The organism is Pseudomonas sp. M47T1 (genome assembly GCF_000263855.1).
Taxonomy (GTDB): Bacteria; Pseudomonadota; Gammaproteobacteria; order Pseudomonadales; family Pseudomonadaceae; genus Aquipseudomonas.
On the sequence record NZ_AJWX01000004.1, the window covers coordinates 297,825 to 314,516 of the forward strand.

Sequence of the window (16,692 nt, forward strand, 5' to 3'; positions counted from 1 at the left end):
CACGCTTTTCAGCCTTTGGCCAGCTGCGCCAGCAGTTCGTAGGAACGCAGCCGGTCGGTGTGTTCGTACAGGTCGCAGGTAAAGATCAACTCATCCGCCTGGGTCTGCTCCAGTAATACATCCAGCTTGGCGCGGATTTTCTGCGGGCCGCCCACCATGGCCAGGCCCAGGAAATCGGCCACGGCAGCCTTTTCATGGGGCAGCCAACGGCCTTCCATGCTGTCTACCGGTGGCTGTTGCACCAGGCTCTGGCCACGCATCAGGTTGAGAATACGCTGGTACACCGAGGTGGCCAGGTAATCGGCCTGTTCGTCGGTGTCGGCGGCCACCAAGGGCACGCCCAGCATCACATAGGGCTTGTCCAGCACGGCCGACGGCTTGAAGTGGTTGCGGTAGACGCGAATCGCTTCGTGCATGTAACGCGGTGCGAAGTGTGAGGCGAAGGCGTAGGGCAAGCCGTACATGCCCGCCAGCTGCGCACTGAATAGGCTGGAGCCCAACAACCAGACCGGTACCTGAGTGCCGGTTCCGGGCACGGCGATCACTTTTTGCTCAGGCGTGCGCGGTCCCAGGTAGCTCATCAGCTCCAATACGTCATCGGGGAAGTCGTCGGCGCTGCCCGAGCGTTCGCGCCGCAGGGCGCGGGCGGTCATCTGGTCAGAACCCGGGGCGCGGCCAAGGCCCAGGTCGATACGGCCCGGGTACAGGCTTTCCAGGGTGCCGAACTGCTCGGCAATCACCAGTGGCGCATGGTTGGGCAGCATCACACCGCCGGAGCCCACGCGAATGGTCGAAGTGCCACCCGCCAGGTAGCCCAGCAGCACGGCCGTGGCGGAGCTGGCGATGCCGTCCATGTTGTGGTGCTCGGCGACCCAGAAGCGGTTATAGCCGAACTTTTCCAGGTGTTGCGCCAGGTCCAGCGAATTGCGCAGCGAGTGCGCCGGGCCTTTGTCAGCGCGCACAGGCACCAGGTCCAGGGCGGAAATCTTGATATCGGAGAGTCGTTTCATGGGGACACTTCCTCGGCAGTCGACTGGAAGGCTGGTGCACGTTGTCCATGGCGCCACCACCCTACCCTTTATGCAACAGTATGGGCATATTGAGAAACTTCAATACCAGATTGTCAATCCATCTGAACTTGCCGGCGTGCGAATCACTCCTAACCTCAGTGACTGCGCGAACCTTCGCGTGCAACCCGAGGAGGCATCATGAAGAAGACAGCATCGGCCGTTTGGCAAGGCGGCCTGAAGGATGGCAAGGGCCAGATTTCCACTGAAAGCGGTGCGCTGAAAAGCAACCCCTATGGCTTCAACACCCGGTTCGAAGGCCAGCCAGGAACCAACCCGGAAGAGCTGATTGGTGCGGCTCATGCGGGTTGCTTCTCCATGGCGTTATCGATGATTCTCGGTGGTGCCAACCTCACCGCCGACCGCATCGATACCATCGCCGAGGTCACCCTGGACAAGGTGGGCGAAGGCTTCGAGATCACCGCCGTGCACTTGATCCTCAAGGCCAAGGTGCCAGGCGCCAGCGAGGAACAGTTCAAGGAACTGGCCAACAAGGCCAAGGAAGGCTGCCCGGTGTCCAAGGTGCTCAAGGGCGCCAAGATCAGCCTGGACGCCACGCTGGTGAACTGAGCCTGCGCTTGAACAGGTGATGGCATTTGTGGTCAAACTGTAGGAGCCGACTGCGTTCGGCTCCTACAGCCATTCAGGGATGCCATCATGATCAAGCGACTGATATTGACCCTCGCCTGCTGTGCTGCGGCCACCGGCGCCATGGCGGCCACCAAGCCCTGCGAAGAACTGAAGGCCGAGATCGAAGCAAAGATCCAGGCCCAGGGCGTCACTTCCTACACCCTCGAAATCGTCAGCAACGAAGAAGTCCACGACAAGAACATGGTCGTTGGTTCGTGCGAAGGCGGCAGCAAGAAAATCATTTACCAAAAGAACGATCGCTAGAACAGGCAGTTCACGGCGCTGTCTTCAGCCACCACCTTCTTGTTCTGATCGTACAGCCGCACGCTGGGGTTCACGCCCAGCGTGCGTGCTTCCAGCCGATAGCGCTGGCCGGCCTGGAAGCCGTCATAGCGCACCGTGAGGTAACAGGTGCGCTCATCCGGGTCGATCAGGAACATGCTGCCCGCGTAAATCTCGAAGTCATAGCGCACCATCAATTCATGGCGGCCCGGGGTCACCTGGAAGTAGCGGCCATCGTTGAGGCGCACGCCGTCCAGGCGTTCGGCCATGATGACTTTGCCGCCCAGCATGGTCATGTCGACCCAGGATTGTTGAGGGTTGACCGGGGGCAGAGGGGTTATGCTGCAACCGGCCAGGGTAGTGAGTACGGCAACGGCAAGGGCGCGGCGCATGATGGGCTCCATTGGGGGTAATGCCTTAAGCATACCTCCCTTGCAGCACCTAGGAGGCCTGGCAGCCGGCTGGTTGCGCCTTACCTACTACGTAACGCTGCTCATCATAGAGTTTGGCCCATGGCTGGAACCCCAGGCTGCCTGCCTCCAGGCGGTAGTGCTGGCCGGCGCTGAAATCCTTGAAGGACAGTTTCATCTTGCAATCACGCCACAGTGGCTCGGCCACCGGGCCGATATTGCTTGGGGCCACCGGGAATTGAAAAGTTACCCACAATTCATGAGCGCCCGGCTGCACTTCGAAGTAACGTGGGTCGGCCCAATCGTGATTGTCGACCTTGACGGCCTTCAGCGAGTTGTCCGAACCCGCCTTGAGGTCCACCCAGGCCTGGTGCGGGTCCGGATCAGGCAGGGTGGAACAACCGGCCACGGTCGCCAGACCGCAGACAAGGAACAAGGCACGCATGGCAACACTCCCGATGGCAATGGTGGTCGGCTCGTCCCACTGAAGGATCCACGCGACTGATGATTGATCTTCTTTTTCCAAGGCGCTCAAGCCATGGGTCACTCGACCGCAAAATGCGGGTCTTGGTTCCCCTGCTGGGGGCTTTGCTGCTGAACGGTTGTTCGACCTACTACGGCCAGTTGGTGAATGGCCAAGTGCAATTGCTGCGCGCCCGCGAGCCGGTGGCCCAGGTGATTGCCGACCCTGCGCGCGATGTGAAGCTGCGCGCACAGCTGCGCCAGTCCCAGGCGGCACGGGACTTTGCCAGCAGCCACCTGTATCTGCCGGACAACCGCAGCTACCGCCTTTACGCCGACGTGAAGCGCAATTCCGTGGTGTGGAATGTGTTTGCCACCCAGGAGTTTTCTCTGGACCCGCAAACGCACTGCTTTCCGATTGCCGGCTGCGTGGCGTATCGCGGTTACTACAGCCTGAGTGCTGCGCGCGGTGAGGCGGCATTGCAGAAACAGGCCGGCATGGATGTGTACATCGGCGGGGTGGATGCTTATTCGACCCTGGGCTGGTTCGATGACCCCATCATCAACACCATGATGGACCGCGGCGACGAGCGCCTGGCAACGCTGATTTTCCATGAGCTGGCGCATCAACGCTTCTACGTGAAGGACGACAGCGAGTTCAACGAGTCATACGCCACTTTCGTGGAGCAGGAAGGCACCCGCCAATGGCGGGCGTATCAGGGGCTGCCGCCTGCCAACGTGGACCTTTCGAAGCAGATGGACCAGTTCACCCAACTGGTGCTGGATACGCGTGAACGCCTGGAAAAGCTGTATAGCCAGCCGCTGGCACCGGCTGCCATGCGCGCCGCCAAACAGCAGGAATTCGAGCAGATGCGTGCCCACTATCGCCAACTTCGCGATACCCAGTGGAACGGCGACAAGCGCTACGACGCCTGGGTAAATGCCCCGATGAACAACGCCAAGCTACTGCCGTTCGGGCTCTACGACCAGTGGGTGCCCTCCTTCGCCGCGCTGTTCAAACAGGTGCACGGCAATTGGCCGACCTTCTTCAGCGAAGTGGAGCGCATGGGCAAGCTGCCCGCAGACCAGCGCAAGGCCGCGCTGGTGAAACTGTCCCAAACCCCGGAGCTGCCGCCAGGCGGCGAATAGGTCCGCAGGACCTTCGGCGGAGTCCGGCCGATCCTGGGCCCGCTGTGCGGGCCTTCGCAGCCTGCGGCAGCTACGGCCTGACGGCAGCTACGGGGCAAACGTAGTCATTAAACGGGCGGGGTAAACGCCTGGTGCAACTGGGCCAGCGTATCGAAATGATAGGTCGGTGCCTCGGCCTCCAGCTCCTCACGGCTGCCAAACCCGTAGCCCACCGCTACCACATCCAGGCCGTTGGCCTTGGCGCCGATCAGGTCGTGCTTGCGGTCGCCGATCATCAGCGTCTGCGCCGGGTCCAGGCCTTCTTCCTTGAGCAGGTGGGCAATCAGCTCGACCTTATTGGTGCGCGTGCCGTCCAGCTCGCTGCCGTAGATCACCTTGAAGTGCTTGGCGAAGTCGAAATGCCGGGCAATCTCGCGGGCGAATTCCCATGGCTTCGACGTGGCCACATACAGGTGGCGGCCTTGAGCTTCCAGGGTTTCCAGCAGCTCGATCACACCTTCGAACACTTCGTTTTCGTATAGGCCGGTAACCTTGAAGCGCTCGCGGTAGAAATTCACCGCCTGCCAGGCTTTCTCTTCTTCGAACCCATAGAACTGCATGAACGCCTGCAGCAGCGGCGGGCCGATGAAGTGCTCCAGCTTTCGCAAGTCGGGTTCGATGATGCCCAGTTTTTCCAGGGCGTACTGGATAGAGCGGGTGATGCCTTCGCGCGGGTCAGTCAGGGTGCCGTCGAGGTCGAAGAGAATATTTTGATAATGCATGGGCATTCCTGGGTCAGTCAGTGGACAGTTCATTGGGGCTGGCGAAGCCGGCGTCCAGGTGCTGGTCCTTGAGTTTCACGTAATTGGCGGCGGTGTAGGTGAAGAAGCTGCGTTCCTTGTCGGTCAGTGGCCGGGCCTGCTTGACCGGGCTGCCTACGTAGAGAAAGCCGCTCTCCAGGCGCTTGCCCGGCGGTACCAGGCTGGCGGCACCGATGATCACTTCGTCCTCTACCACGGCGCCGTCCATCACCGTGCTGCCCATGCCGATCAGGATCCGGCTGCCCACCGTGCAGCCGTGCAGCATCACTTTGTGGCCGATGGTCACGTCGTCGCCAATGATCAAGGGGAAGCCGGCGGGGTTGAACGGGCCAGCATGGGTGATGTGCAGCACGCTGGCGTCCTGCACGCTGGTACGCGCGCCAATGCGGATACGGTGCATGTCACCGCGAATCACGGTCAGGGGCCACACCGAGCTGTCTTCGCCGATCTCGACATCGCCGATGACCACCGCCGAACGGTCGACAAAGGCCCGCTCGCCGACGACGGGCGTGTGCTGCTGGAAAGTACGAATGGCCACAATAGTCTCCTTCTCTGGCGTTGATAGCTGCGGTCAGCGCCGATTGTAATTAAGATGGGGTGGTGTTTCTTCAGCCAAGGTGTGTAACCGTGAGCGCGACCAACCCGCTACTGCAGTCTTATGACCTGCCACCGTTCTCGGCGATCCGTGCCGAGCACGTACAGCCGGCGATTGAACAAATCCTCGCCGACAACCGTGCGGCGATCGCTAAGATTCTCGAAACCCAGGTAAAAAACCCTACCTGGGCCGGCCTGGTATTGGCCATGGACGAACTCAATGACCGCCTCGGCGCGGCCTGGAGCCCCGTCAGCCACCTTAACGCAGTCTGCAACAGCCCGGAACTGCGCCAGGCGTATGAGTCCTGCCTGCCAGCCCTGAGCGCCTACTCCACCGAAATGGGCCAGAACCGCGAACTGTTCCAGGCCTTTGAAGCCCTGGCCAGCAGCCCGGAAGCGGCCACCTTCGACGTGGCGCAGAAGACCATTCTCGAACATTCGTTGCGTGATTTCCGCCTATCGGGCATCGACCTGCCGCCCGAGCAGCAGAAGCGTTATGCCCAGGTGCAGAGCAAGTTGTCCGAGCTGGGCAGCACGTTCTCCAACCAATTGCTGGACGCCACCCAGGCCTGGACCAAGCACGTCACCGACGAAGCGGCCCTGGCCGGCCTGACCGATTCTGCCAAGGCGCAAATGGCTGCCGCAGCCAAGGCCAAGGGGCTGGAAGGCTGGTTGATCAGCCTGGAGTTCCCCAGCTACTACGCGGTGATGACCTACGCCCAGGACCGTGCCCTGCGCGAAGAAATCTACGCGGCCTACTGCACCCGCGCCTCGGACCAGGGCCCCAACGCCGGCCAGAACGACAACGGGCCGGTGATGGAGCAGATCCTCGACCTGCGTCAGGAACTGGCAAAACTGCTGGGCTACGCAAGCTTCGCCGAGCTGAGCCTGGCCACCAAGATGGCCGAGTCCAGCGACCAGGTGCTGGGTTTCCTGCGCGACCTGGCCAAGCGCAGCAAGCCATTCGCTGCCCAGGACCTGGCCCAGCTCAAGGCCTATGCGGCCGAACAGGGGTGCCCTGATCTGCAGAGCTGGGACAGCGGCTTCTATGGCGAAAAACTGCGTGAGCAGCGCTATAGCGTGTCCCAGGAAGCCCTGCGCGCTTACTTCCCCATCGACAAGGTGCTGACCGGCCTGTTCGCCATCGTCCAGCGCCTGTACGGCATCGAAATCGCCGAGCAGACCGGCTTCGACACCTGGCACCCGGACGTGCGCCTGTTCGAGATTAAGGAAAACGGTCAGCACGTCGGCCGCTTCTTCTTCGACCTGTACGCCCGCGCCAACAAGCGTGGCGGAGCCTGGATGGACGGTGCCCGTGACCATCGCCGCACCGTCGATGGCGTTGTGCAAAGCCCGGTAGCGAACCTGGTGTGCAACTTCACCCCGGCCGATGTCGGCAAGCCAGCGCTGCTCACCCATGATGAAGTGACCACGCTGTTCCATGAATTCGGTCACGGCCTGCATCACCTGCTGACTCGCGTCGAGCATGCCGGTGTCTCGGGTATCAATGGCGTGGCGTGGGACGCCGTCGAGTTGCCTAGCCAGTTCATGGAAAACTGGTGCTGGGAGCCTGAAGGCCTGGCCTTTATCTCCGGTCATTACGAAACCGGCGAAGCCCTGCCCCAAGACTTGCTGGAGAAAATGCTGGCGGCCAAGAACTTCCAGTCCGGCCTGATGATGGTGCGCCAGCTGGAGTTCTCGCTGTTCGACTTCGAACTGCATGCCACCCACGGCGATGGCCGTAGCGTGCTGCAGGTGCTGGAAGGCGTGCGTGACGAGGTATCGGTCATGCGTCCGCCGGCCTTTAACCGCTTTCCCAACAGCTTCGCGCACATCTTTGCCGGCGGTTACGCGGCGGGTTACTACAGCTACAAGTGGGCGGAAGTACTGTCGGCCGATGCCTTTTCGCGTTTCGAGGAAGAAGGCGTACTCAACGAAACCACCGGGCGTGCCTTCCGCGAAGCCATTCTGGCCCGTGGCGGTTCGCAGGAGCCGATGGTGCTGTTCGTCGACTTCCGCGGCCGCGAGCCGTCGATTGATGCACTCTTGCGCCATAGCGGCCTGAGTGAGGACGCGGCAGCATGAGTGAAAGTATCGTGGTCAAGACCAAGAAGCGCTTTATCGCCGGGGCTGTATGCCCGGCGTGCAGCGAGCCGGACAAGCTGAAGATGTGGAGCGAGGACGACGTCCCGCACCGTGAGTGCGTGGCCTGCGGCTACAGCGACACACTCAATGCCCAGGGTCAGTCGATTCCCAACGAGTTGGGGACGCGGGTGAACCAGGTGGCGCCGAAAGTCGCCAACCCCAAGGTGCAGACGGTGCAGTTCTTTCCCAACCCCAAGCTGAAGAAGCCCGACGCCTGATACGTCAGTGGGTGCGCTGGCCTCAGATCAACTGCTTGAACAACCCCTTGATCGCACACGCGGCCACGGGGTTGGTGCTGCAGGCGCCGCTGGCCAGGGCGCTGCGCACGTCCTCGACATTGACGTTGTTGAGATAGTCAATGCCGTACTTCATGCGCTTGGTATCGCCGAACCCGCCCTGGGTCATTTCCGCCAAGGCCTCCTGCTTGCTCCAACCCTGCACCACCACGCGATACATCGCCGACACCAGCCCGGTGCGGTCGAGGCCGTGTTTGCAGTGGATCAACACCGGGCCCTTGGCCTCCCCTTCCTGAATAGCCCGCAACGCCGCGATGATCTGCGCGTCATCGGCATGCACGGTACGCATCGGCAATTGTACGCGGTTGATCTGCGGCTCTTTCATCCAGCCTGCGTCCGACTCTGGCAGGAAGCTCACCACGGTCTTGATCTGCAGTTTGCCCAGCAGCGGCATGGCCTGCTGGTCCGGCAAGGCGCTGCGGTAAAGGGTGGGGCTCATCTGGTAGAGGTTGTACTGCGGGTCGATCGATTGCGCCCATTGGCCCGGGCGTTGCGCGGCCACGATCGGCGCCTGATCGGCAAAGCTGTTGCCGGCGAGGCCAAGGCACAATGGCAGGCAAAGTAACAGGCGACGAAAGAGAGGCATGGCATTTCCGCGACGATAAAGGGGCTATACGTCCGAATAATGGGCGTTGTCCCGTCAAAGCACTGTGAGGTGATTGTAAAAAGTTCGTGTGAAACTCCTGTAAAACTTGACTGAAACCGGTTACATTTTCGCATCTTGAGCCGCCTCGACAGAGGCGCAAGCAATACCCTGGCGTGCCGCCCAGACTCGATAAAACTAAAAAACGTCGCGATGTTCTTTACTAAGAGCTTCGTGATGCCCGCCTGTGCAGCTCGATGAGCCATTCAAAAAGATAAAGCAGCCCCAAGGCCGCTAAAAATCCGTGATCGGATGAGGATCCCCCATGTCTGAGCAAGACCACGACAACCCGCGCCGGGACTTCCTGCGTAAAACCCTGACCCTGATACCCGTAGTCACCGTGGCCAGCACTGGCCTGGGCATGGGTGTGGGTGAGCTGATGGCCGCCCCGCAGAAGCAGGCCGAGGCGCCGCAAGCCCCGGCCGCGCAGGCGTATGAGCCCAGCTACTTCACCGCCGAAGAGTGGGCGTTCGTTAACGCCGCCGTGGCGCGGCTGATTCCGGCTGACGACATGGGACCAGGCGCACTGGAAGCGGGTGCGCCCGAGTTCATCGACCGGCAGATGAACACCGCCTACGCCAGCGGTGCGTTGTGGTTCATGCAGGGCCCGTTCGTGGCCGATGCGCCACCAGAAATGGGCTATCAGCTCAAGCTGGTGCCCAAGGAAATCTACCGCCTGGGTATTGCTGCCACCGACGCCTGGTGCAAAAAACAGGCGGGCAAGGTGTTTGCCGAACTGGACCATGCGGCCCAGGAAAGCGTGCTGACCAAGCTTGAGTCCGGTGAAATCCAGTTTGATGACGTGCCGTCCAAGGCATTCTTCTCCCTGCTGATCCAGAACACCAAGGAAGGCTTCTTCAGCGACCCGGTGCACGGTGGCAATAAAGGCCTGGTGGGCTGGACCATGGTGGGCTTCCCCGGCGCGCGCGCCGACTTCATGGACTGGGTGGAACGCAACGAGCCATACCCTTTCCCGGCAGTATCCATTCGCGGCGAGAGGGCTTGAGCATGGCGACAGTATTGAAAAAGGTCGACGCCGTGATCGTTGGCTTCGGTTGGGCCGGCGCCATCATGGCCAAGGAGCTCACCGAGGCCGGGTTGAACGTGGTGGCGCTGGAACGTGGCCCCATGCAGGACACCTACCCCGACGGCAATTACCCCCAGGTGATTGACGAGCTGACCTACAGCGTTCGCAAAAAGCTGTTCCAGGACATCTCCAAGGAAACCGTCACCATTCGCCATAGCGTCAAGGACGTGGCTTTGCCTAACCGTCAGCTGGGCGCGTTCCTGCCTGGCAAGGGTGTGGGCGGTGCAGGCCTGCACTGGTCCGGCTGCCACTTCCGGGTCGACCCGATGGAACTGCGCATGCGCAGCCATTACGAAGAGCGTTACGGCAAGAAGTTCATCCCCGAAGACATGACCATCCAAGACTTCGGCGTGACCTACGAAGAGCTGGAGCCGTTCTTCGACTTCTCCGAAAAAGTCTTCGGTACCTCCGGCAGCGCGTGGTCGGTCAAGGGCCAGATCGTTGGCCAGAGCAACGGCGCCAACCCTTATGCGCCCGACCGCTCCAGCGCCTTCCCGCTGGCTGCGCAGAAAAACGGCGTGTCCGCCATGCTGTTTCACAAGGCGGCCACTGAGTCGGGCTACAAGCCTTACAACATTCCGTCTGCCAACACGTCCGGGCCGTACACCAACCCCTACGGCGCGCAGATGGGCCCGTGCAACTTCTGCGGCTTCTGTAGCGGCTACGTTTGCTACATGTATTCCAAGGCCTCGCCGAATGTGAACATCCTCCCGGCGTTGCGCCAGGAGCCCAAGTTCGAACTGCGCACCAACGCGCATGTGTTGAAGGTGAACCTTGCCGACGACAAGAAGACCGCCACCGGCGTGACCTACGTCGACGCCCAGGGCCGCGAGGTAGAGCAACCGGCAGACCTGGTAATCCTGGCGGCTTTCCAGTTCAACAACGTGCGTTTGATGCTGCTGTCGGGCATCGGCAAGCCTTATGACCCGGTCAGCGGCGAAGGCGTGGTGGGCAAGAACTTCGCCTACCAGAACATGGCGACCGTGAAAGCGTTCTTCGACAAGGACACCCACACCAACAACTTCATCGGTGCCGGCGGCAACGGCGTAGCCATCGACGACTTCAACGCCGACAACTTCGATCACGGCCCGCACGGCTTCGTGGGCGGCTCGCCGTTCTGGGTCAACCAGGCGGGCAGCCGTCCTATCGCAGGCACGTCCAACCCGCCCGGCACCCCGGCCTGGGGCAGCGCCTGGAAGAAGACCACGGCCGAGTACTACACCCACCAGGTGTCGATGGACGCCCACGGCGCGCATCAGTCCTACCGTGGTAACTACCTCGACCTGGACCCTACCTACAAGGATGCCTATGGCCTGCCGTTGCTGCGCATGACCTTCAATTGGCAGGAAAACGATATCAAGATGAACATGTTCATGGCGGACAAGCTGAGCAAAATCGCCAAGGCCATGAACCCCAAGTCCATCGCAATCCTGGGCAAGAAGGTGGGTGAGAAATTCAACACCGCCGCCTACCAGACCACCCACCTCAACGGTGGCGCGATCATGGGTGCCGATCCGAAGACCAGCGCGCTGAACCGCTACCTGCAATGCTGGGACGTACACAACGTGTTCGTGCCGGGTGCCTCCGCGTTCCCACAGGGCCTGGGCTACAACCCTACCGGCCTTGTCGCCGCGCTGACCTACTGGTCGGCCAAGGCTATCCGCGAGCAATACCTGAAGAACCCCGGCCCGCTGGTGCAGGCTTAAGGAGCGATGACCATGAAAAAACTGTTTATCGCATCCCTGGCCCTGGCCAGCCTGCCCGCGTGGGCAGCCGAACCGTCGTTCGACCCAGCCCTGGTGCAAAAGGGTGAATACCTGGCCCGCGCCGGCGACTGCGTGGCTTGCCACACTGCCAAAGGCGGCAAGCCCTTCGCTGGCGGCCTGCCGATGGAAACACCGATCGGCACGATCTATTCGACCAACATCACCCCGGACAAGACCGGCATTGGCGAATACTCCTACGAGGACTTCGACCAGGCCGTGCGCCACGGTATCGGCAAGAGCGGTAGTACCTTGTACCCGGCCATGCCCTACCCGTCCTACGCCCGCGTCAGCGATGAGGACCTGCAGGCCCTCTATGCCTACTTCATGAAGGGCGTGCAGCCTGTGCCCCAGGAGAACAAGGACGTCGATATTCCCTGGCCTCTGAGCATGCGCTGGCCTCTGGCGTTCTGGCGTGGCATGTTTGCGCCGAAGGTCGAACCGTTCAAGGCGGCGGGCAATGACGACATCATCAACCGCGGTGCCTATCTGGTGGAAGGCCTTGGCCACTGCGGCGCCTGCCACACCCCACGCGCCATCACCATGCAGGAAAAGGCCCTGAACCCGGCAGATGGCAAGGAATTCCTCGCAGGCTCCGCGCCGCTGGAGGGTTGGATAGCCAAGAGCCTGCGCGGCGACCACAAGGATGGCCTGGGCAGTTGGAGCGAAGCGGACCTGGTAGCCTTCCTCAAGACCGGACGCAGCGACCGTACCGCGGTGTTCGGCGGCATGAGCGACGTGGTCGAGCACAGCATGCAGTACATGAGCGACGCCGACCTGACCGCCATTGCCCGTTACCTGAAGTCCTTGCCGGCGGTTAACCCCGACGATAAGCCGCAGGTCTACGACAAGGCCGTGGCCGAGGCGCTGTGGAAAGGTGACGACAGCAAGCCGGGTGCCTCGGTGTACATCGACAACTGCGCCGCCTGCCACCGCACTGACGGCAAGGGCTACACCCGCGTGTTCCCGGCCCTGGCCGGCAATCCGGTGCTGCAGACCGAAGACCCCACTTCGCTGATCCATATCGTGCTCAAGGGTGGCACGCTGGTAGCTACCAAGACCGCGCCGTCGAACTTCACCATGCCGTCCTACGCCTGGCGCCTGTCGGACCAGGAAGTGGCTGACGTGGTGAACTTCATCCGCACCAGTTGGGGCAACAAGGGGTCGCAGGTATCGGCGAAAGATGTGAAAGCGTTGCGTACCGATGACCTGAAAACCACCTCGGGTGATGACCTGGGCCAGGTGACCTCAAAATAACCTTGTGGGACCAGGCGAAGCTCGAGAAGCGGACACTGCGCATTCACTGACATGCGAGGTGCCCGTTTCCGGAGCTTCGCACGGTCCCACAGGGGCTGTGCTGATCTGTGGTACTAGGCAAAGTTTTGAAGCTACTATACTGTACGTAAATACAGTAAAAGGGCCTTGTCCATGTCCACGCCCATGCCCCCACGCGGCCGCGGCACTGCCGCCAACCCGCACAACCGCTTCGCCGCCAACCGCTCGGTGGCCGAAGACGACGGCTGGTACCAGGAAGTCCCGGTCACGCAGGGCACCGAAGTGCGCATCGAGACGGCCAAGAGCATCATCACTCGCAACACCTCCCCCGACCTGCCCTTCGACCGCACCATCAACCCCTACCGCGGTTGCGAGCATGGCTGCATCTACTGCTACGCCCGGCCCAGCCACGCCTACTGGGACATGTCCCCCGGCCTGGATTTCGAAACCAAGCTGATCGCCAAGACCAACGCCGCCGCCCTGCTGGAACAGCAACTGTCCAAGCGTGGCTATAAGGTGGCGCCGATCAACCTGGGCTCCAACACCGACCCCTACCAGCCCATCGAGCGTGAACACAAGCTGACCCGCGCCGTGCTGGAAGTGCTGTTGCGCTACCGACACCCGGTCACCATCGTCACCAAGGGCTCGCTGATATTGCGCGACCTGGACCTGCTGACCGATCTGGCGCAGCTCAACCTGGTGTCCGTGATGATCAGCCTCACCACCCTGGACGACGAACTCAAACGCACCCTGGAACCGCGCGCCGCGGCCCCCAAGGCGCGGCTGCGTGCCATCCGCGTAATGCGCGAGGCCGGCATCCCCGTGGGCGTGTTGTGTTCACCGATGATCCCCATGATCAACGACATGGAACTGGAAAGCCTGCTGCGCGAAGCCAAGGCGGCGGGGGCGCTGACGGCCAACTACATGCTGCTGCGCTTGCCGCTGGAAGTCGCCCCGTTGTTCGAGGAGTGGCTGCAGCAGCATTACCCGCAACGGGCCGATCATGTGCTGAGCCTGATCCGCCAGAGCCGTGGCGGTGAGCTGTACGACAGCCGCTTCGGCGCGCGCTTTCGCGGCGAGGGCGTGTTTGCCGATTTGCTGGAGCAGCGGTTCAGGGCCGGGGTCAAGCGCTATGGCTTGACCCGGCGTGAAGGCTATTCGCTGGACTGCACGGCATTCTGCCCGCCGGGGGGACAGATGTCGTTGTTGTAACCGGTATCCCCATTCCCCATAGCGCCACAACCCCGCTGCCGCAGGCTACGTATCAAGGTGGCCTGTTCAGCGAATGTCGATGTCCGGGGTACCCATCTGGTTCATGGCATGAATAAAGGCTTCTGCCAGCCCAATGCAGATCTGGCGGTCGGCAGCGCTACTGACAGATCTGACAGGTGGGCGCATTTGGCGGAGCCGTAACCTGTCCGACACATGGTGTTTTGCCACCATTTCGTAGCTTCCTGAAACACTTCAAACCCCCGATCCAGAGCCTTCCATTCAGCTTGAATTAAGATTTCATCTCTACCTTGAATCCCACGTGACCCAATAGTCACTAAGCTGCATAAAACGCCCTGCATAGTTCTCCCGTGTAGGGCGTTTTACCCCGTAAAATGGGAAAAATCCTTTAACCGTCTCTCGAGGATGAATCATGACCGACAAGGACTCTTCCCAGAAGGAGCCGGCTGCCGCGGCTGAAAGTGCGGAAGCAGCGCTGAAGACCATCATTGATGGCTTCCTGCATTTCCACCGCGAAGTGTTTCCGCAGCAGGAAGAACTGTTCAAGAAGCTGGCCACGGCGCAGACGCCGCGGGCCATGTTCATTACCTGTGCCGATTCGCGAATCGTGCCGGAGTTGATCACCCACAGCTCGCCGGGCGATCTTTTCGTGACCCGTAACGTGGGCAACGTCGTGCCGCCGTATGGGCAAATGAACGGGGGTGTTTCCACGGCCATCGAGTACGCCGTGCTGGCCCTGGGCGTGCACCACATCATTGTGTGTGGGCATTCGGACTGCGGCGCCATGCGCGCGGTGCTCAACCCCGACACGTTGGAAAAGATGCCCACGGTAAAAGCCTGGCTGCGGCATGCCGAAGTCGCCAAGACCGTGGTGCACGACAACTGCAACTGCGCCACCGAAGCTGAGAGCATGCAGGTGCTGACGGAAGAAAACGTCATCGCTCAACTGCAGCATCTGCGTACCCACCCCTCGGTGGCGTCGCGCATGGCCAGCGGGCAGCTGTTCATCCATGGCTGGATCTACAGCATCGAGACCAGCGAAATCAGAGCTTACGATGCTGAGCGTGATTGCTTCCTTCCTCTGGACGGAACCCTGCCGACACCGAGCGCAACGCCCAAAGGGCGGTTCTAGCGCCTCGACTTTACGATAAGCGAGGCCCTTGCGGCGGCGTACCCAGGTACGTCGCTCGCCCCGCTGCCGTTATCGAAACCGTTTGTTTGCCAGCCGAGCCGCAAAGCCCGGTTGCGGGCGGCTGTACGCCTGAAACAGCGGTTGCGACTTCGCCAGCAGGCTCGGGCCTGAGGCACCTTTTCAGGAGAAACGTCATGAACATGGCACACGTAAAGGCGGTATTGCCGCGAGAGTTATTGGCGTCGGTGGTGGTGTTTCTGGTGGCGTTGCCGTTGTGCATGGGCATTGCCATCGCCTCCGGCATGCCACCGGCGAAAGGTTTGATCACCGGCATCATTGGCGGTGTGGTGGTGGGTTTCCTGGCGGGCTCGCCGCTTCAGGTCAGCGGCCCGGCGGCCGGCCTGGCGGTGCTGGTGTTCGAACTGGTGCGCCAGCACGGTATGGCCATGCTGGGGCCGATCCTGCTGCTTGCCGGTTTCCTGCAGTTGCTGGCCGGGCGTTTCAAGCTGGGCTGCTGGTTCCGCGTAACGGCGCCGGCAGTGGTGTACGGCATGCTGGCCGGTATCGGCGTGCTGATTGTGTTGTCCCAGGTGCACGTGATGCTGGACCGATCGCCGCAACCTTCGGGCATGGACAACCTGCTGGGCTTCCCCGGTGCCGTTGCCCAGGCCACGCCGGTAATGGGTGGCGGCCTGGGCTGGCAAGCCGGGCTGCTGGGGCTGGGCACCATCGCCATCATGTACGCCTGGGAAAAACTGCGGCCGCAGCGCCTGCGTTTCGTGCCGGGTGCGCTGCTGGGTGTGGCCGTGGCGACGTTGATCAGCTTGTGGATGGGCCTGGCGGTCAAGCGCGTGGAAGTGCCGGCCAACCTGGCCGAGGCTATCGACTGGCTGCGGCCGGCGGATTTGCTGAGCCTGGCGGATCCCACGCTTTTGATCGCCGCCTTTGCCGTCGCTTTCATCGCCAGCGCTGAAACATTGCTTTCAGCGGCCGCGGTTGACCGCATGCACAACGGCGTGCGTTCGGATTTTGATCGTGAATTGTCCGCTCAGGGTGTCGGCAACATGCTGTGCGGCGTGCTGGGCGCCTTGCCGATGACGGGGGTGATCGTGCGCAGTTCGGCCAATGTCCAGGCCGGCGCACAAACGCGGCTGTCCGCCGTGTTCCATGGCGTGTGGCTGCTGGCCTTTGTGGTGGTGTTGTCGAGCGTGCTGCAAAGCATCCCGGTGGCCAGCCTGGCGGGCGTGCTGGTGTATACCGGTTTCAAACTGGTGGACCTCAAGGCACTGCGCAGCCTGGGCCGGTACGGGCGGATGCCGATGTTCATCTATGGCGCGACGGCGCTGGCCATCATCTTCACCGACCTGTTGACCGGCGTGTTGCTGGGCTTTGCGTTGACGTTGCTGATGCTGGCCCTGAAGGCGGCGCGGTTGAAAATCAACCTGGTGCAGCGCGGTGGCAACGAAGTGGAGTTGCGCCTGACAGGCGCAGCTACTTTCCTGAAGGTACCGGCCCTGACCCAGGTGCTGGATACCATTCCTGCGGGCAGCATCGTCCATGTACCGTTGGGCAACCTGCGCTACATCGACCACTCGTGCCTGGAATTGCTGGAGGACTGGGGGCGGGCGAACCGCGCCAGTGGTTCGCGGCTGATCATCGAAAGCCGCGGGTTGAAGCGGCGTATCGAAGGCCAGATGCGCACCTCGGCAGGCGTGAACGCCTGACTC

General features: G+C 61.7%; 17 protein-coding genes. 11 read left to right on the top strand and 6 right to left on the bottom strand.

The window, feature by feature from the left end:
- Nucleotides 1-8: 8 nt before the first annotated feature.
- Entirely contained in the window at nucleotides 9-1,010 is a 1,002-nt protein-coding gene (locus PMM47T1_RS07135) for an LLM class flavin-dependent oxidoreductase (RefSeq protein WP_008367174.1), read from the bottom strand.
- A gap of 198 nt (nucleotides 1,011-1,208) precedes the next feature.
- Here PMM47T1_RS07135 and PMM47T1_RS07140 point away from each other — a divergent pair, with 198 nt between their 5' ends.
- Both PMM47T1_RS07140 and PMM47T1_RS07145 read left to right on the top strand, forming a co-directional pair.
- Entirely contained in the window at nucleotides 1,209-1,637 is a 429-nt protein-coding gene (locus PMM47T1_RS07140) for an OsmC family protein (protein ID WP_008367175.1), read from the top strand.
- Between the two features lie 87 nt (nucleotides 1,638-1,724).
- Nucleotides 1,725-1,961 carry a DUF1161 domain-containing protein gene (locus PMM47T1_RS07145; RefSeq protein WP_008367177.1) on the top strand — a complete coding sequence of 79 codons (237 nt, stop codon included), beginning with the start codon at nucleotides 1,725-1,727 and terminating at the stop codon, nucleotides 1,959-1,961.
- Here PMM47T1_RS07145 and PMM47T1_RS07150 read toward each other — a convergent pair.
- Both PMM47T1_RS07150 and PMM47T1_RS07155 read right to left on the bottom strand, forming a co-directional pair.
- Nucleotides 1,958-2,371 carry a PA0061/PA0062 family lipoprotein gene (locus PMM47T1_RS07150; protein WP_008367179.1) on the bottom strand — a complete coding sequence of 138 codons (414 nt, stop codon included), beginning with the start codon at nucleotides 2,369-2,371 and terminating at the stop codon, nucleotides 1,958-1,960. The genes PMM47T1_RS07145 and PMM47T1_RS07150 overlap by 4 nt on opposite strands.
- A gap of 49 nt (nucleotides 2,372-2,420) precedes the next feature.
- Nucleotides 2,421-2,834: a PA0061/PA0062 family lipoprotein gene (locus PMM47T1_RS07155; protein ID WP_008367181.1), complete on the bottom strand. Its 414-nt coding sequence runs from the start codon at nucleotides 2,832-2,834 to the stop codon at nucleotides 2,421-2,423.
- Nucleotides 2,835-2,947: 113 nt separating this feature from the next.
- Between PMM47T1_RS07155 and PMM47T1_RS07160 the strand changes: the two genes are divergently transcribed.
- Nucleotides 2,948-4,000 carry an aminopeptidase gene (locus PMM47T1_RS07160; protein WP_008367182.1) on the top strand — a complete coding sequence of 351 codons (1,053 nt, stop codon included), beginning with the start codon at nucleotides 2,948-2,950 and terminating at the stop codon, nucleotides 3,998-4,000.
- Between the two features lie 107 nt (nucleotides 4,001-4,107).
- Here the strand turns inward: PMM47T1_RS07160 and PMM47T1_RS07165 are convergent, their stop codons facing one another.
- Together PMM47T1_RS07165 and PMM47T1_RS07170 are read right to left on the bottom strand one after the other, a co-directional pair.
- Nucleotides 4,108-4,761: an HAD family hydrolase gene (locus PMM47T1_RS07165; protein WP_008367184.1), complete on the bottom strand. Its 654-nt coding sequence runs from the start codon at nucleotides 4,759-4,761 to the stop codon at nucleotides 4,108-4,110.
- 13 nt (nucleotides 4,762-4,774) lie between these two features.
- A complete protein-coding gene (locus tag PMM47T1_RS07170; RefSeq protein WP_008367186.1) occupies nucleotides 4,775-5,338 on the bottom strand; it encodes a gamma carbonic anhydrase family protein in 564 nt (187 codons plus the stop codon).
- Nucleotides 5,339-5,427: 89 nt separating this feature from the next.
- On the opposite strand from PMM47T1_RS07170, the gene prlC reads away from it, so the two are divergent.
- Both prlC and PMM47T1_RS07180 read left to right on the top strand, forming a co-directional pair.
- On the top strand, nucleotides 5,428-7,479 hold the full coding sequence (gene prlC / locus PMM47T1_RS07175; protein WP_008367187.1) for an oligopeptidase A: 2,052 nt from the start codon (nucleotides 5,428-5,430) through the stop codon (nucleotides 7,477-7,479).
- Entirely contained in the window at nucleotides 7,476-7,757 is a 282-nt protein-coding gene (locus PMM47T1_RS07180; RefSeq protein ID WP_008367189.1) for a YheV family putative zinc ribbon protein, read from the top strand. Before prlC ends, PMM47T1_RS07180 begins: the two co-directional genes overlap by 4 nt.
- A 22-nt stretch (nucleotides 7,758-7,779) precedes the next feature.
- On the opposite strand, the gene PMM47T1_RS07185 is transcribed toward PMM47T1_RS07180, so the two are convergent.
- Nucleotides 7,780-8,421, bottom strand: coding sequence for a phosphatase domain-containing protein (locus PMM47T1_RS07185; RefSeq protein WP_008367190.1), 642 nt, complete (start codon nucleotides 8,419-8,421; stop codon nucleotides 7,780-7,782).
- Between the two features lie 322 nt (nucleotides 8,422-8,743).
- Here PMM47T1_RS07185 and PMM47T1_RS07190 point away from each other — a divergent pair, with 322 nt between their 5' ends.
- From PMM47T1_RS07190 to PMM47T1_RS07215, 6 genes are all read left to right on the top strand, one after another.
- A complete protein-coding gene (locus PMM47T1_RS07190; RefSeq protein ID WP_008367191.1) occupies nucleotides 8,744-9,484 on the top strand; it encodes a gluconate 2-dehydrogenase subunit 3 family protein in 741 nt (246 codons plus the stop codon).
- Nucleotides 9,485-9,486: 2 nt separating this feature from the next.
- Nucleotides 9,487-11,271 carry a GMC family oxidoreductase gene (locus PMM47T1_RS07195; protein WP_008367193.1) on the top strand — a complete coding sequence of 595 codons (1,785 nt, stop codon included), beginning with the start codon at nucleotides 9,487-9,489 and terminating at the stop codon, nucleotides 11,269-11,271.
- Between the two features lie 12 nt (nucleotides 11,272-11,283).
- A complete protein-coding gene (locus tag PMM47T1_RS07200; RefSeq protein ID WP_043300815.1) occupies nucleotides 11,284-12,585 on the top strand; it encodes a c-type cytochrome in 1,302 nt (433 codons plus the stop codon).
- A 171-nt stretch (nucleotides 12,586-12,756) separates the two neighbouring features.
- Nucleotides 12,757-13,815 carry a PA0069 family radical SAM protein gene (locus tag PMM47T1_RS07205; protein ID WP_008367195.1) on the top strand — a complete coding sequence of 353 codons (1,059 nt, stop codon included), beginning with the start codon at nucleotides 12,757-12,759 and terminating at the stop codon, nucleotides 13,813-13,815.
- Between the two features lie 430 nt (nucleotides 13,816-14,245).
- The gene (locus PMM47T1_RS07210) at nucleotides 14,246-14,965 is read left to right on the top strand and encodes a carbonic anhydrase (RefSeq protein WP_008367196.1); all 720 of its coding nucleotides are present in this window, start codon (nucleotides 14,246-14,248) and stop codon (nucleotides 14,963-14,965) included.
- A 194-nt stretch (nucleotides 14,966-15,159) separates the two neighbouring features.
- On the top strand, nucleotides 15,160-16,689 hold the full coding sequence (locus tag PMM47T1_RS07215) for a SulP family inorganic anion transporter (RefSeq protein WP_008367197.1): 1,530 nt from the start codon (nucleotides 15,160-15,162) through the stop codon (nucleotides 16,687-16,689).
- Nucleotides 16,690-16,692 lie beyond the last annotated feature (3 nt).